This window comes from Gallibacterium trehalosifermentans (assembly GCF_042433055.1).
Taxonomy (GTDB): Bacteria; Pseudomonadota; Gammaproteobacteria; order Enterobacterales; family Pasteurellaceae; genus Gallibacterium; species Gallibacterium trehalosifermentans.
Genome location: NZ_JBHLWB010000006.1, coordinates 85,291 through 100,848 on the forward strand (window position 1 = coordinate 85,291; position 15,558 = coordinate 100,848).

The following is a 15,558-nucleotide window of genomic DNA, read 5'->3' on the forward strand; positions in this document are numbered from 1 at the left end:
GAAGCTCTTACTTTGTAAAGATAATTTAATCTTCCTCTCAGGTATAACGAGTAATTCTTCCTTTACGGGCAAAGCCAAACAGCGTGAAATGATGTTGTTCCGCCATTTCAACTGCGAGAGCTGTTGGTGCGGAAATTGCAATAAGCATCTCAATACCACAAGCTAAACATTTTTGTACCATTTCATAACTAGCACGACTACTGACAAAAACAAATCCTTGTGGGCGTTGGTGTGTGGCGTGCCAGCCTAATACCTTATCTAATGCAACATGGCGTCCCACATCTTCACGTAATGCTAGCATTTCACCTGTTGGTGTAAAAAATGCGGCGGCGTGAGTCGCTCCAGTTTCTTTTGCTAATAACTGATTTTGTTCTATTTGTGTTAAACAAGGATCGATTAATGCAGGATTGAGAGTGAAAGTAGGTATTATTTTAGAATATTGACGTTGAATTTGTTGTAACTGTTCTACGCCACAAATTCCGCAACCTGTTCTACCAATAAGATTACGGCGATGTTCTTTTAATGCGACAAATTGGCGAGTAGATAATTCAATTTGTACTTCTATTCCATTACAATTTTCTTCAAGATCAATACCATAAATTTGTTTGGTGTCTGTGATTATCCCTTCCGTTAGCGAAAAGCCGATCGCAAACTCTTCTAAATCTTGTGGCGTACACATCATCACACTATGTGAAATCCCGTTGTAAACCAATGCAACAGGCATTTCAACGGCTAAATGATCTATTTTTTCGTTAGCAATAAAATCAGACGAAAGTGAAGTGTTACTTTTTTGATATAAAACACATTTCTTTTTTATGAATTGCATCAAATTTTCCTCAAAATACCTATAATAAGTAGGTGTTTATTTTGACTTGCAGGAATATGCTTGCGATGGTAATCCTGAGTGATCAGTCGAAGTGAAGATTGATTATAGTATAAATAAGGAGTAACCTACACCTCGAAAATGTAAGGATTACATTTTAGTTACATAAAGAACACAAATCTATTAACTCTCTACTTATTATCCAACAAGGAGTATCTATGCAGGTCACAAGAAGAAAATTCTTTAAGATCTGTGCAGGTGGAATGGCAGGAACATCTGCTGCTATGCTCGGATTTGCGCCTGAAACGGCGTTAGCATCTCCTCGTGAGTATAAATTATTACACACGACAGAAACGAGAAATACCTGTACTTACTGTGCTGTTGGCTGTGGAATGTTACTCTATTCCATCGGCGATAAAGCGAAAAACGCTAAAGGTAAATTATTTCATATTGAAGGCGATCCTGATCACCCAGTAAGTCGAGGCGCACTTTGCCCAAAAGGCGCTGGTGCATTGGATTATGTTAATAGTCCAAACCGTTTACACTACCCAGAATATCGTGCACCTGGTTCAAAAGAGTGGCAGCGAATTTCTTGGCACGAAGCGATAACACGTATTGCACGGTTAATTAAAAACGATCGTGATGCTAATTTTGTGGAAACCAATGCTGAGGGAACACCAGTTAACCGTTGGTTAACAACAGGAATGTTAGCTGCATCGGCAGCAAGTAATGAAACTGGCATTTTGACTCAAAAATGGGCAAGAATGTTAGGTATGCTTTCAGTTGACAACCAAGCGAGTATCTGACACGGACCAACGGTAGCAAGTCTTGCTCCATCATTTGGTCGCGGTGCGATGACCAACCACTGGGTTGATATTAAAAATGCTGATCTCGTTATCGTTATGGGCGGTAATGCCGCAGAGGCACACCCTGTTGGTTTTCGTTGGGCGATTGAAGCGAAGAAAAATAATGGTGCGAAAATTATGGTGGTAGATCCACGTTTCCATCGTACCGCTGCTGTCGCTGATATTTATATGCCGATTCGTTCAGGTACAGATATTGCGTTCCTTTCAGGGGTAATTAATTACCTATTAACGAACGATAAGATTCAACACGAATATGTAAAACATTACACAAATGCAAGTTTCTTGGTAAATGAAGGCTTCAATTTTGAAGAGGGATTATTTACAGGATATGACCCAGAAAAACGTCAATATGATAAGTCTACTTGGTCTTATCAATTAGACGAAGAGGGTTTTGCAAAACGTGATTTAACTATGCAAGACCCACGTTGTGTAATTAACTTATTGAAAAAGCACGTTTCACGTTATACACCAGAAATGGTTGAGCGTATTTGTGGAACAAAACAAAAAGATTTCTTAATCTTCTGTGAAGAAATTGCGAAAACCTCAGATCCTGCCAAAGCAGCGACATTTTTGTACGCATTAGGTTGGACACAGCATACTGTGGGTTCACAAAATATCCGTACAATGGCAATAATCCAATTATTATTAGGGAATATTGGTGTTGCTGGTGGGGGCGTTAATGCGTTACGTGGACATTCCAATGTACAAGGTATTACAGACCTTGGGTTATTTCCGCATATGCTCCCAGGTTATATGGGATTACCAACGGATAAAGATGTGTCTTTAGAAGCTTATCTCAATCGCATAACACCAAAACAAACGCAAAAAGGACAAGTAAACTATTGGGGGAATACACCAAAATTCTTTATTAGTATGCTAAAAACGTTCTTTGGTGATAATGCTACAGCAGAAAACCAATTTGGTTATCATTTCTTACCGAAGATGGATCAAAAATACGATCACTTCCGTTTCATCGATATGATGTATTCAGGCAAAGTGAACGGTTATCTCTGCCAAGGCTTTAACCCAGTTGCATCATATCCAGATAAAAACAAAGTCATTAGTGCATTAAGTAAGTTAAAATTCTTAGTTATTATGGATCCATTAGCCACAGACACCTCAAACTTCTGGCAAAATTATGGTGAATATAATGATGTGAAAACAGAAGATATTCAAACGGAGGTTTTCCGCTTACCGACGACCTGTTTTGTGGAAGAAGATGGTTCGATCGCTAACTCAGGGCGCTGGTTACAATGGCACTGGAAAGGTGCAGACGCACCAGCAGAAGCCAAGCCAGATATTGCTATTCTTTCTGAAATTCGTGAGGAATTATTAGCACTTTACGAAAAAGAAGGCGGGCGTGGAATTGAACAACTTAAAGCAATGAGTTGGAATTATCTCAACCCAGCAGAACCAACTGCAGAAGAATTAGCGAAAGAAAATAATGGTTACGCTTTAGAAGATCTGAAAGATGCAAATGGCACGGTGTTAGTGAAGAAAGGGGAATTATTACCGAGTTTTGCTTTTCTTCGTGATGATGGTACAACTTCATCTGCTAACTGGATTTATGCAGGTCAGTGGACTGAAAAAGGTAATATAATGGCTCGCCGTGATAGCTCAGATCCATCAGGGTTAGGTAATACGTTAAACTGGGCATACGCATGGCCACTTAACCGTCGTATTATCTATAACCGCGCTTCTGCTGATGTTCAAGGTAACCCTTGGAATAAGAAACGTCAGTTAGTGAAATGGAATGGTAAAAACTGGAACTACATTGATGTGGCGGACTTCGGGACTGCACCTCCAGGAAGCGATGTTTCGCCATTTATTATGCAGCCTGAAGGGGTTTCTCGTCTCTTTGCGATTGATAAAATGGCAGAAGGTCCGTTCCCAGAACATTATGAGCCGATTGAATCACCAATTGGTACAAACCCATTACACCCGAACGTGATTTCTAACCCTGTGGCACGTATTTTGCCAGCGGATAAAGCATTGTTTGGATCACATGAACAATTCCCATATGTGGGAACGACTTATCGTTTAACGGAACATTTCCATTTCTGGACTAAACATTCAATGTTGAACGTGATTGCACAACCAGAACAATTTGTCGAACTGAGCGAACAACTTGCTGCTGAAAAAGGCATTAAGCATGGCGATAAAGTAAAAGTAAGTTCTGTACGTGGTTATGTGAAAGCGGTTGCGGTGGTAACCAAACGTATTCGTCCGTTAGAAGTTGATGGCAAGGTTGTTCATACCATTGGTATTCCAATTCACTGGGGATTTTCTGGTGTAGGTAAGAAAGGATTTTTTGCGAATAACTTAACACCTCGTGTTGGTGATGCCAATACACAAACACCAGAGTTTAAAGCATTCCTTGTGAATATTGAAAAGGTTGTGGAGGCGTAAATGGCAGTACAAACTCAAGATATTATCAAAGCCTCAGCAACATCGGGGCTTACACCGCCACCACAAGTGCGTAATCACAAAGTAGAAGTGGCGAAACTGATAGATGTAACAACCTGTATTGGTTGTAAAGCGTGTCAAGTAGCCTGTTCTGAATGGAATGATTTACGTGCAGAACCTGGTGATTGTGTAGGGGTTTATGACAACCCAGTTGATCTGGAACCTAAAGCATGGACAGTGATGAAATTCAACGAAGTTGAAGAAAATGACCGTCTGGAATGGTTAATTCGTAAAGATGGTTGTATGCACTGTGCCGAACCAGGTTGTTTAAAAGCCTGCCCATCACCAGGCGCGATTATTCAATACGCGAATGGGATTGTTGATTACCAATCAGATAAATGTATTGGTTGTGGTTACTGTATTGCAGGTTGTCCGTTTAATGTACCGCGTATCAACCCAGAAGATAACCGCGCCTATAAATGTACACTTTGTTCTGATCGAGTAAATGTAGGGCAAGAGCCAGCTTGTGCAAAAACTTGTCCAACAGGTGCGATTCATTTTGGCAGTAAAGAAGAAATGTTGCATTATGCAGAAAAACGTGTGGCAGATTTGAAAACTCGTGGTTACAAAAATGCAGGTATCTACGATCCGCAAGGTGTAGGTGGTACACACGTGATGTATGTGTTGCATCATGCTGATCGCCCAGAGCTTTATTCTGGATTACCGAAAGATCCGAAAATTAGTGAAGTTGTTTCACTGTGGAAAGGCGTCCTCAAGCCACTTGCTGGTGTAGCAATGGGTGCACTAGCAGTTGGTGCAGCAGCACACTATATTGCAATGGGACCGAACACAGAAGATCTTGAGGAAGAAGAGATCATTGATCCTCATGCGCATGATGATGAAAAAGGAGGGAAATAAGTATGGTCGATTTAAACAAAAAAGTATTACGCCATAGCGTGAAAGAACGTTTAAGTCATTGGCTTGTCGTTTTCTGCTTTTTCACTACTGGGTTATCTGGATTATCATTCTTTTTCCAAGATTTTGCGTGGATTGCTGAGATTCTCGGTACACCACAATTAGCTCGTGTCGTTCACCCATTTACTGGTTTAGTAATGATCGCTGCTTTTATGGTGCTATTTAAAACCTATTGGCGAGATAACTTAATTGAAAAAGGGGACTGGCGCTGGTTACTGAACGTAGTGGAAGTATTAAAAGGTAATGAGCATCATGTTGCTGATGTAGGGCATTATAATATGGGGCAAAAATTATTGTTCTGGACCCTAATTGGTGCATTGTCATTACTATTAGTAACTGGGGTGATTATGTGGCGTCCTTATTTTGCACCATCATTCTCTATCCCTGTTATTAGAATTGCGATTTTATTGCATGCTTGTAGTGCGATAGCCCTGATTCTAGGAATCATGGTGCATATCTATATGGCAATTTGGGTGAAAGGTTCCATTACAGGAATGGTAACTGGCAAAGTAAGCGCGCGCTGGGCGAAAAAACACCACCCACGTTGGTATCGTGAGGAAATCGAGCCGATTTTAAAACGAGAAGAACAACAAGGAAAATAATGAATGAGTATTCGTATCTTACCAGAGAGCGAAATTCAACAAGCAGCGGAGGGGCTAATTAGCCCCCCGTTACTTTTCGCCAATCCAAAAAATCTCTATCAACGTCGCGCTAAACGTTTACGTCAATTAGCAGAGAAGAGTCCATTTAAAGATTATCTTGATTTCACAGCAAAATTAGTAGATGTACAATTAAGATTATTGCAGGAACAACCTATTCCCCAAGACGAACGTCTGAATAAAACTGTGTTGACGGAAGACGTTTTGGCTGAACAACCATTACATTATCAACATTGGCAACGTTCACCAATCTGGCAAACCTTGCTAACTAACTTATTAGAAGAGTGTAAAAGTTTTGCTGATGGTGTGATTGCAGATACGATAGAGTCTTTAGAAAAGGCTTCTGTACAGGCACGAGAAGATTTAGCTGATCACTTATTAAAAAATGAGTTTGAGGCAGTGAATAGTGCGCAAGCCGTATTTATTTGGGCAGCATTAAATCTTTATTGGATACAATTAGTACAACAAATTCCACATCATGCCACTACAGAACTTGGCGAACACCGCCATTTTTGCCCTGTATGTGGTTCTGCGCCAATCACCAGTGTTGTCCATTTTGGTAGTACGCAAGGTTTACGTTATGTTCATTGTGCATTATGCGAAAGTGAATGGAATGTAGTGCGAAGTAAATGTACTAACTGTGAAGAAACTGCACATATTGATTATTGGTCATTAGATAGCGAACGCGCACCAGTCAAAGCCGAGAGCTGCGATGATTGTAAAAGTTATCTTAAAGTGCTTTATCAGGAGAAAGATCCCGATGTCGAACCCGCAGCAGATGATTTAGCCACATTACTTCTAGATAATGAAATGGAGGAAAAAGGCTTTTCTCGCAGTGGTATCAATCCATTACTTTTTCCTGATGGCTAATTACTTATTATAGCGAGGCTTGGTTTAACCCAAGCCTTATTTATCTCGTAGTTTCGCTGCAATATAACTACAACTTGCGGTTAATTTTAGTTGTCGTTGTGTGGTGAAGTCTAATAAAGCTTGGAGTAATTTTTGGGCAATACCTTGATTACGTAAACTGGGATCAACGAAAGTATGGTTAGCATCTATTGTTTGGGGACTAGTATATTCGTAGCTTAATTCTGCTAATCGTTTATTTTCGATTTGAATGAAAAACGTGCCACATTGACCATCATCGGTATGTTTGATAGGGTAGTTCATCATTGTAATTTCCCCGTAAATTCATCTATTTCTGTTGTGAAAGGGCTTTCTTCACTTGCAATTCTTTTTTCTTCCGCAGCCCATTCACCAAGATCAATGAGTTGGCAACGTTTACTGCAAAATGGGCGATAAGGGCTTTCTGCTGACCAGATCACACTTTTTTTGCAAATCGGGCATGGTACAAAGATTATCTCGTTATCTGTATTTGACATATGTTTTCCTGTTATTGGCTTAATTGTAAATAATATTGATGTAATTTCATTACTTCATCTTTTAGACAATCTAAATTTTTTTCCAAAGGTTGTTCATTATTAATAATATCATCTGCTTTTGCTAAACGTTGTTGTCGGGAAATCTGCGATTGCATAATTTTTCGAATTAATGCAGTGCTGTTTTGATCTCGCTGACTAGCGCGTTGTAGTTGTGTTTCTTCGCTGACATCAATCACTAAAATACGGTTACAGAACGGTTCTAAATGATTTTCAAATAATAAAGGTACGACCCATAACACATAAGGCGCATTAATGCGATGTAATTGTGCGAGCATTTCTGTGCGTATAGCAGGGTGTAGCAGATTATTTAGCCAAGTTGTTTGTTCAGGATCTTGAAATACTTTTTGGCGTAATGCTGCACGATTTAATTCACCGTTAGGGAGTAAAATTGTTTGACCAAAATGATCTGTTATTTGCTGCAATAGTGGCGAGCCTTTCGCTACAACTTCTCGTGCTACGATGTCTGCATCAACAATGGGAACACCTAATTCAGCAAAAAGTGCTGTAATTGTGCTTTTCCCACACCCTATACCACCAGTTAGTCCAACAATGTAAGTCATATACTCATTAGTAAAAATAAAAGTGCGCTTTATTATACGCCCTTTCTTTTGAGAGAGGAAAATTTGTTTGATAGATAGAATGATAATAGATATAAGTTATTGAAGTAAATATAAAATAAGTGTTGCTAATATTAAGCCTGGTGCAAAGGGAAGCGCTGGGTTCTTCTTTTTTATGAGTAGGGCATAACTGAGTGTGATTGACGAAGCAATAAGCAGTAGCCAAGGTAACCATGTAGGAAGAATAAATAATGCCAATGCAGAAAATAATAAAATATCACCTAACCCTAATTTTTCTTCGCCAAATAAGAAAAAACAAATAAAGTACCCTGTAATGCTGCTGATAAAAGCAAAGATAAAGCTTATCAGCGCTTGTTCTATAGTTAGGGTTGTAATTTGTAATAGTAAAAAGAAGAAAGCGAGTGTAATGAGTATATAGCAGTGTAGAACAGAAATCAGGCGATAGCGATAATCAAGGTAAGCAATCGCATAACAGAAGCCGAGTAGAAAATAATAAAGATAGGTGTGCCACCATAATGTGGTTGTAAACTGACAACCAGCACTGATGAAGAGATAAATTAGGATATGGAGATAACGATCCGACTTTGGTATTGTAACTGGCGGTAACTCGTTACCTAATTTTTGCAGCCAACGAGGAAATTGATCTAAATAGTAAATAAAGCCCAGACTGAACAGAATAAGTGAGAGTAAAATCATAAAATAATATTTCCTAAATTAAAGATAGGTAGATACATTCCCACGATAATGACGCCAATAATGCTTCCAATCACTAGCATTAACAAGGGTTCCAGTAATTTTGCAAACAGATCGATTTGTGTTGATAGCTGTTGTTGAGCTTGAGTAGCAAGATAATTTAATGTATGACTTAACTTACCGCTATTTTCACCAATAATTAGCATTTGCCGTGTTTGTAACGCAATAAAATGATGGCTTAATCCATCAGAAAAACGTAAACCTTGTTGTAATGCAGTTAAGCATTGTCGAGCTTCTTTTTCTAGTAGGCTGTTTTTTTTCGTAGTCAGTAAGGATTGTTGCGGTAGAAATGTCATCAGACTTTGTTGTAGTGTGATACCTGCTTGTAGCATTGTAGCAAGGATTGAGAAAAAATGAATTGCTTGAATATTAAGATAAAGTTTTTGGATAGCTGGAATGACGCAAATGAGTTTTAGTAAGATTGTTTTAAATGCAGGAAAACGTGCGTAACTTATGTAGCACAGCATGATGATGAAACATAATAAGCCAAAAATAAACCATAAATAGTGCTGTAAAAAAGCGGAAATATCCATTAAAAATTGGGTGAGAAATGGTAAAGCTTGTTGCTGTTGAGCATAGAGATCAGCAAAAGTCGGCACAATAAAAAGCAGTAAAAAGAGGGTTAAGGTGAGCGAAATCACTAGCATCATCAGCGGGTAGAATAAGATTTTTTTGATTTGTTGGCGTAGCTGCTGTTGATGTTTTTTCTGATCGGCTAATTGTTGAATAACACTTGCAAGCTGTCCACTTTGTTCGCCACTGTATAATAATTGCCATTCATGTGGTGAGAGTAGTTTCTTTTCCGCTTGTAAGGCGTGAGAGAGAGGTAATCCGATATTTAAGGTATGTAGGCACTGTTTTAAGAGCTGGTAAATAGCTTGGTGAGTGCAATGTTCTTGTAATAATTGCAACGCTTGTTTTAATGGGACCTCTGCTTGCAGTAATAAGGCAAGTTGTAATAAAAATTCACTTTGTTGTGTTAGGGTAAGTCGAGATGAAAACTGCCAGTTTTTTGCGAGAGATGTAACCATAATACCTTGTTGAAATAAGCGTTGTCTCGCTTGCGGTGGATTATCAGCAATAATGCTACCTTTGATACGATTCTGAAAACGATCTTGCCCTCGCCAATTATATTTCGCCATTTAATAATTCCTCTTTGCCAAGTACCCGTTCTAACTCAGCATGAGTAGTAATGTGTTGTTGTAACTTTTCTTGAGCTGCTGCAAAAAGTGTTGGGTAATCGGTAATATATTGATCTTGTTGGTAATGCAGAAGTTGAAAAATGCCAGTACGCCCATGATACCCATCAACACAGTGGCAATCAGCGGTTTGCGTGTGGCAAGTTTGGCAGCGTTTTCTTACTAAACGCTGAGCGATCACTAATTGCAAGGCATTAGCCAGTTCATGTTGCGCTATACCAAGTTGTTGTAAGCGAGAAACTGCACCTAAAGCGGTATTGGTATGTAAAGTGGATAAAACGAGATGTCCTGTTTGTGCTGCACGCAAAGCGATTTCGGCTGTTTCTTGATCGCGAATTTCACCAACCATAATGACATCAGGATCTTGTCGTAAAAAGCTACGTAATAGTGTGGCGAAATCTAAGCCAATTAAAGGATTGACTTGCGTTTGGATAATGCCATCTAACTGTAATTCAATCGGATCTTCAGCGGTTAAAATATGGCGACTCTCTTGATTAAGGCGATGTAAACCACTGTATAACGTTAAACTTTTTCCACTGCCAGTTGGACCTGTAACCAGAATTAACCCTTGTGGTTGAGAGAGAGCTTGTGCAAAGAGAAAAGCTTGCTTAGTGGTCATGCCTAATTCAGTAAAATCAGCAAAAACAGGGGTGTTAGGCTGCAAGCGTAAGACAATTTTTTCTCCATATTGTGTCGGTAAGGAAGATAAACGAATATCTAAGGTTTCACCAAAGGTTGTTTGAAAGCGAAAACGTCCATCTTGTGGTAAACGTAATTCATTAATGTCTAAACGTGCTAATAGTTTTAAGCGAGCATTCAAACGTTGTCCAATGTGCAGTGAGAGATTATCTTGTTTGTGTAATACGCCATCAATCCGAAAACGAATTTGAAAATATTTTTGTAAAGGTTCAAGATGAATATCAGATGCAGATAGTTGTAACCCTTGTTCTAATAAGTGGTTAAATAATTGAATCAGTGGCTCATTTGCTGTGCTTGTTGTGGTTTCTTCCGTGAAACTTGTTGTGGTGGTGGCATATTGTTGTAACGTGGTTTCCTGAAGATTAGGGGTATCGACTGCGTTACGCATAGATTGTAATAATTGTTTGAGAGCATATTGTCCAATCACTACAGGCTCAACAGGTTTACCACATAAGAAAGAAAATGCCTCACAGGCAGCGATATTGTCTAACGACTCTACCGCTAACCATAATTGTTGTTGATCTTCTTGAATCGGTACCGCTAAGTAACGCAGCAATAACTCATATTTTGCTTGATTTTTCTGCCATTGTTGATCTGAAATTTCAAAAACTGTTTGTTGATCTAACGATGTTATTTGATAAGGCATTAGTTACTTCCTGCTGTTGTTTGGCAAAATCCTGCAGGGAAAAGTCCACTGTCGCCAGTACATCTAATTGTCCATTCAATTAGCCCATTTTGAGCATTATCATTAGGCGTCATGGTGTAAGAGATATTTTCTAATGAACCTTTTCCTGATACAGAAATCACACCAGCATTAACAGAAATATCATTTAAATATTTAAATTTGCTCATATCATTCGGTTTATTTTGAATACCATTTTGCCCAGCGGAACATTGTGATTTGGCGGACGCGTTATAGATACAGAGTTCAACTTCGGCTTTATAAGGGGCTGAGGCTTGAATCAATTCGGAAATTGCTGCTTTTTTGGTATAACTTTGATAAGAGGGAATCGCAATCGTAGCAAGAACGGCAATAATAGCAATGACCATCATTAGTTCAATAAGGGTAAAGCCAGCATAAAAAGATTTTAATAATTTAGAACGTGTTAGCATAAATAACTCCTCATAGAAAAAAGATAGTCAGAAAAATGACAGAAATTGCTTTAATTACCGAAAGAATTGTTACACTATTGTGAGTTAGATCGAAAAAAGAGAATTTTATGTATCAAATTAAACAAGGAGTCATACAAAATGTGGCACAAATCCCATCGCCACATTTTGATCAACGACCTGATCCGCAAGAAATTTCATTATTAGTGATTCATTATATTAGTCTGCCACCAGAGCAATTTTGTGGTAACTATATTGATGATTTTTTTCAAGGAAAATTAGATCCAACGATTCACCCCTATTTTGCAGAAATTTATCAGCAGCGTGTTTCTGCACACTGTTTAATTCGGCGAAATGGTGAGATAAAGCAATATGTTAATTTGAATGATCGAGCTTGGCACGCTGGTTTATCACAGTTTCAAGGTCGTGAGAAATGCAATGATTTCTCGATTGGTATTGAGTTGGAGGGAAGTAATGAGCAACCATTTACCCCTTTACAATATCAAGTACTTATTGAGTTGACAAAATCAATTATGCAGAGCTATCCATTAATTACTTTGGAACGGATTGTTGGACATTGTGATATTTCACCAGGGCGTAAGATCGACCCAGGGCAATATTTTGATTGGGATTATTATTATCAACGACTTGCCTTTAGGAAAATGAAAGGTAAAAAGATTTTCTGATCACAAAGGATCTTGTTTATAATGATTTCCACTCAGGTAGTTGATTTTTTTACTTTATGTTTTTTCATCTAAAAGCACAATTACAGCATTTACAGCGTTATCTTAAACACAAAGGGCATCAAACATCTCGTCTTTCAAGGAAAAGTATTGAGTTTATTTGTTTACTATCAGGTGCTTTACTCGTTGCTCTTGTTTCTTGGGGCTTTGCTACCTTAGTTGAGCTGGGGTTAGAAATTAATATCTTTTTAGTTCATCTTCACCCTTTGGTGGCATGGATATTATTACCATTTGGTATGGCGATTTTAGCTTGGTTTACACAACGATTTACCCCCTATGTTGCGGGTAGTGGCATTCCACAAGTGATTGCAGCGATTGCATTGCCACATGGTAAACCAAAAGAAATGTTAGTAAATCTTGCCCAAACAGTGTGGAAGATCCCTTTAACTTTTTTAGCAATGTGTTGTGGTGCGTCCGTAGGGCGTGAGGGACCATCAGTACAAGTCGGGGCTGCCGTCATGTTGTTCTGGGGTAAATTTTGTCGTAAATATAATCTCGCTTTTAAAGGACTTAGCTATAACGAACTCATCGCTACAGGGGCTGCTGGAGGTTTAGCTGCGGCGTTTAACGCACCATTGGCAGGCGTCATTTTTGCTATTGAAGAGATTGGTCGTGGTGCACCTTTACGTTGGGAGCGTCGGGTTTTACTTGGGGTATTATCTGCAGGGTTCATGTTAGTGTTGATTCAAGGCAATAACCCTTATTTTCCCCGTTATATGGGAGCAGATATTGTTGAAAATGTTGTGTTATGGCTAGTGGTGTGTGCCGTTATTTGTGGTTTTTTAGGGGGATTATTTGCTCGCATGTTAGCAAAAGGATTAGCAGCATATTTACCCACATTTATGCGCGGTTTTGTACGGCGACACCCAATTATTATGGCGTTTGGATTAGGCGTTTTATTAGCAGCATTAGGTACATTAACTCATCATCAAACCTATGGTACGGGGTATACAGTTGTTACCCAAGCCATTAATGATCAAGCCTTAGATCTTTCATTAGGAATCAGTAAATTATTGGCAACAGTATTTACCTATTGGACAGGCATTGCAGGTGGAATTTTTACGCCAGCACTCACTACTGGTGCTGCAATAGGTAGTAATATTTGGCAGCTCACGGGCGGTATCGTTGATCAACGTTTTCTAGTGTTATTATCAATGGCGGCATTTTTGGCTGGTACAACACAATCGCCAGTAACTTCTAGTGTTATTGTTATGGAAATGACAGGAAGTCAACCAGAATTAGTATGGTTATTAGCTATAAGTTTGATAGCATCTGTTGTTTCACGACAAATTTGCCCTAAACCGTTTTATCATTTTGCAGCAGGGCGTTTTCGTCAGCGGATACAAGAACAAATTAATCAAGAACAACAAAAATTATATGACAATAAATAATCAATTCTATCGAGGACGTTTTTCGGTAGCGCCAATGTTAGATTGGACTACTCGACATTGTCGTTTTTTTCATCGTCAGTTTAGTCGTCATAGTTTACTTTATACTGAAATGATTACTGCGCCAGCAATTATCTATGCAAAATATGACCATTTAGTTTTTCAACCAGAAGAGTTACCTGTGGCGTTACAATTAGGGGGGAGCGACCCTCAGCAATTAGCTCATTGTGCTAAGTTAGCAGAACAACGAGGTTATAGTGAAATTAATCTCAATGTGGGCTGTCCTTCCGATCGGGTGCAAAATGGTTTTTTTGGTGCATGTTTGATGGCAAAAGCGGATTTAGTCGCAGAATGTGTTGATGCAATGCAGAAAGTCGTGCAGATTCCCGTAACCGTTAAAACACGTATTGGTATTGATGATTTCGATAGCTATGAATTTTTATATCAGTTTATTGAGAAAGTTGCTAATACGGGGTGTCAAGATTTTATTATTCATGCACGTAAAGCGTGGCTATCAGGATTAAGTCCAAAGGAAAATCGAGAAATTCCACCATTAGATTATGCGCGAGTTTATCAACTAAAACGTGATTTCCCACAGCTTAAGATAAGTATTAATGGTGGCATTAAAACGATTGCAGAGATGAAAAAACATCTGCAATTTGTTGATGGCGTGATGGTGGGAAGAGAAGTCTATCAGAATCCTGCTCTATTAGGTTTGATCGATCAAGCCTTATTTGATGAAGTGGCTGCGATTGTTAGCCCGATTGAGGCGGTTGAGAAGATGTTCCCTTATATTGAGCAAGAACTTTCGCAAGGTACCCCTTTAGGACAAATTACCCGTCATATGTTAGGGGCTTTTCAAAATGTACGAGGCGCAAGACAGTGGCGACGACATCTAAGTGAAAATGCACATAAAGCAAATGCTGGTATTGAAGTATTGCAGCAAGCGTTAAACTTTGTGAAGGGATAATCTTTCCTCAAGGTGGGATCAAGGATTTAAAGCATTTTTCACTATGAAGATTTTTACTAGAGAAATAGTTAGTTTTTATCAAAGTAATTCACTTTTTCTTAAGTAAAATAGAGTAGAATATCAGAGTTTATTTAACTTAAATTCTCATAAAAAGAAGGAGAAAATTATGGCTACTCGCCGAGAATTAGCAAATGCAATCCGCTTTTTAAGTATAGATGCAGTACAAAAAGCAAAATCAGGGCACCCAGGAGCGCCAATGGGCATGGCGGATATCGCAGAAGTGTTATGGCGTGATTTTTTATCACATAATCCAACGAATCCACAATGGGCAAACCGCGACCGTTTTATCTTATCGAATGGACACGGTTCAATGTTAATTTATAGCTTATTACATTTAACGGGCTATGAGTTATCGATAGAAGATTTAAAGCAATTCCGCCAATTACATTCAAAAACGCCAGGGCACCCAGAATATGGTTATGCCCCAGGCGTTGAAACTACCACAGGTCCATTGGGACAAGGGATAACGAATGCAGTGGGTATGGCGATAGCCGAAAAGACCTTAGCAGGACAATTTAACCGTTCAGGTCATGAGATAATAGACCACCACACCTATGTCTTTTTAGGCGATGGTTGTTTAATGGAGGGAATCTCTCATGAAGCATGCTCATTAGCAGGTACATTAGGGCTAGGTAAATTAATAGCGTTTTACGATGATAATAACATCTCGATTGACGGACACGTTGATGGCTGGTTTACTGATGATACACAAAAACGCTTTGAGTCCTATGGTTGGCACGTGATTCCATCGGTTGATGGACATAATGCCGCTGAAATCAAAGCGGCGATTGAAGCAGCAAAAGCAGAAAGCAGTAAACCAAGTTTAATTATTTGTAAAACGATAATTGGTTATGGCTCACCAAACAAAGCCAATTCACACGATTGTC

General features: G+C 39.0%; 16 protein-coding genes. 8 read left to right on the forward strand and 8 right to left on the reverse strand.

Going from position 1 to position 15,558, the window contains the following annotated elements:
* Positions 1-37: 37 nt before the first annotated feature.
* Positions 38-826, reverse strand: coding sequence for a formate dehydrogenase accessory sulfurtransferase FdhD (fdhD, locus tag ACFFHK_RS06510; RefSeq protein WP_382370734.1), 789 nt, complete (start codon positions 824-826; stop codon positions 38-40).
* 215 nt (positions 827-1,041) lie between these two features.
* On the opposite strand from fdhD, the gene fdnG reads away from it, so the two are divergent.
* Genes fdnG through fdhE form a run of 4 tightly spaced genes read left to right on the forward strand, consistent with a single transcriptional unit; the run spans position 1,042 to position 6,599 of the window.
* Entirely contained in the window at positions 1,042-4,098 is a 3,057-nt protein-coding gene (gene fdnG / locus ACFFHK_RS06515; RefSeq protein WP_382370736.1) for a formate dehydrogenase-N subunit alpha, read from the forward strand.
* Positions 4,099-5,013, forward strand: coding sequence for a formate dehydrogenase subunit beta (gene fdxH / locus ACFFHK_RS06520; RefSeq protein ID WP_382370738.1), 915 nt, complete (start codon positions 4,099-4,101; stop codon positions 5,011-5,013). It begins immediately after the preceding gene.
* Positions 5,010-5,672, forward strand: a complete 663-nt coding sequence (locus ACFFHK_RS06525) for a formate dehydrogenase subunit gamma (protein WP_382370771.1) — start codon at positions 5,010-5,012, stop codon at positions 5,670-5,672. The genes fdxH and ACFFHK_RS06525 overlap by 4 nt, the downstream gene beginning before the upstream one ends.
* A 3-nt stretch (positions 5,673-5,675) precedes the next feature.
* The gene (fdhE, locus tag ACFFHK_RS06530) at positions 5,676-6,599 is read left to right on the forward strand and encodes a formate dehydrogenase accessory protein FdhE (protein ID WP_382370740.1); all 924 of its coding nucleotides are present in this window, start codon (positions 5,676-5,678) and stop codon (positions 6,597-6,599) included.
* A gap of 36 nt (positions 6,600-6,635) precedes the next feature.
* Here fdhE and ACFFHK_RS06535 read toward each other — a convergent pair whose 3' ends face one another.
* The 7 genes from ACFFHK_RS06535 to ppdD form a co-directional block, all read right to left on the reverse strand.
* Positions 6,636-6,902, reverse strand: coding sequence for a GNAT family N-acetyltransferase (locus tag ACFFHK_RS06535; RefSeq protein WP_382370742.1), 267 nt, complete (start codon positions 6,900-6,902; stop codon positions 6,636-6,638).
* Positions 6,899-7,111 carry a DNA gyrase inhibitor YacG gene (yacG, locus tag ACFFHK_RS06540; RefSeq protein ID WP_382370744.1) on the reverse strand — a complete coding sequence of 71 codons (213 nt, stop codon included), beginning with the start codon at positions 7,109-7,111 and terminating at the stop codon, positions 6,899-6,901. The genes ACFFHK_RS06535 and yacG overlap by 4 nt, the downstream gene beginning before the upstream one ends.
* 11 nt (positions 7,112-7,122) lie before the next feature.
* Positions 7,123-7,731, reverse strand: a complete 609-nt coding sequence (gene coaE, locus ACFFHK_RS06545) for a dephospho-CoA kinase (protein ID WP_382370746.1) — start codon at positions 7,729-7,731, stop codon at positions 7,123-7,125.
* A 96-nt stretch (positions 7,732-7,827) separates the two neighbouring features.
* Positions 7,828-8,445 (reverse strand): prepilin peptidase, encoded by a 618-nt coding sequence (locus ACFFHK_RS06550; RefSeq protein ID WP_382370748.1) that lies wholly within the window; start codon positions 8,443-8,445, stop codon positions 7,828-7,830.
* Positions 8,442-9,644: a type II secretion system F family protein gene (locus ACFFHK_RS06555; RefSeq protein WP_382370750.1), complete on the reverse strand. Its 1,203-nt coding sequence runs from the start codon at positions 9,642-9,644 to the stop codon at positions 8,442-8,444. The genes ACFFHK_RS06550 and ACFFHK_RS06555 overlap by 4 nt, the downstream gene beginning before the upstream one ends.
* Positions 9,631-11,046, reverse strand: a complete 1,416-nt coding sequence (locus tag ACFFHK_RS06560) for a GspE/PulE family protein (RefSeq protein WP_382370752.1) — start codon at positions 11,044-11,046, stop codon at positions 9,631-9,633. Before ACFFHK_RS06560 ends, ACFFHK_RS06555 begins: the two co-directional genes overlap by 14 nt.
* On the reverse strand, positions 11,046-11,513 hold the full coding sequence (gene ppdD / locus ACFFHK_RS06565) for a prepilin peptidase-dependent pilin (RefSeq protein WP_382370754.1): 468 nt from the start codon (positions 11,511-11,513) through the stop codon (positions 11,046-11,048). The genes ACFFHK_RS06560 and ppdD overlap by 1 nt, the downstream gene beginning before the upstream one ends.
* A gap of 107 nt (positions 11,514-11,620) precedes the next feature.
* Here ppdD and ampD point away from each other — a divergent pair, with 107 nt between their 5' ends.
* The 4 genes from ampD to ACFFHK_RS06585 form a co-directional block, all read left to right on the forward strand.
* On the forward strand, positions 11,621-12,196 hold the full coding sequence (gene ampD, locus ACFFHK_RS06570) for a 1,6-anhydro-N-acetylmuramyl-L-alanine amidase AmpD (RefSeq protein WP_382370756.1): 576 nt from the start codon (positions 11,621-11,623) through the stop codon (positions 12,194-12,196).
* Between the two features lie 56 nt (positions 12,197-12,252).
* Positions 12,253-13,644: a chloride channel protein gene (locus ACFFHK_RS06575; protein WP_382370758.1), complete on the forward strand. Its 1,392-nt coding sequence runs from the start codon at positions 12,253-12,255 to the stop codon at positions 13,642-13,644.
* A complete protein-coding gene (gene dusA / locus ACFFHK_RS06580; RefSeq protein WP_382370760.1) occupies positions 13,631-14,611 on the forward strand; it encodes a tRNA dihydrouridine(20/20a) synthase DusA in 981 nt (326 codons plus the stop codon). The genes ACFFHK_RS06575 and dusA overlap by 14 nt, the downstream gene beginning before the upstream one ends.
* A gap of 166 nt (positions 14,612-14,777) precedes the next feature.
* On the forward strand, positions 14,778-15,558 hold a 781-nt coding region (locus ACFFHK_RS06585), incomplete at its 3' end, for a thiamine pyrophosphate-binding protein (protein ID WP_382370761.1).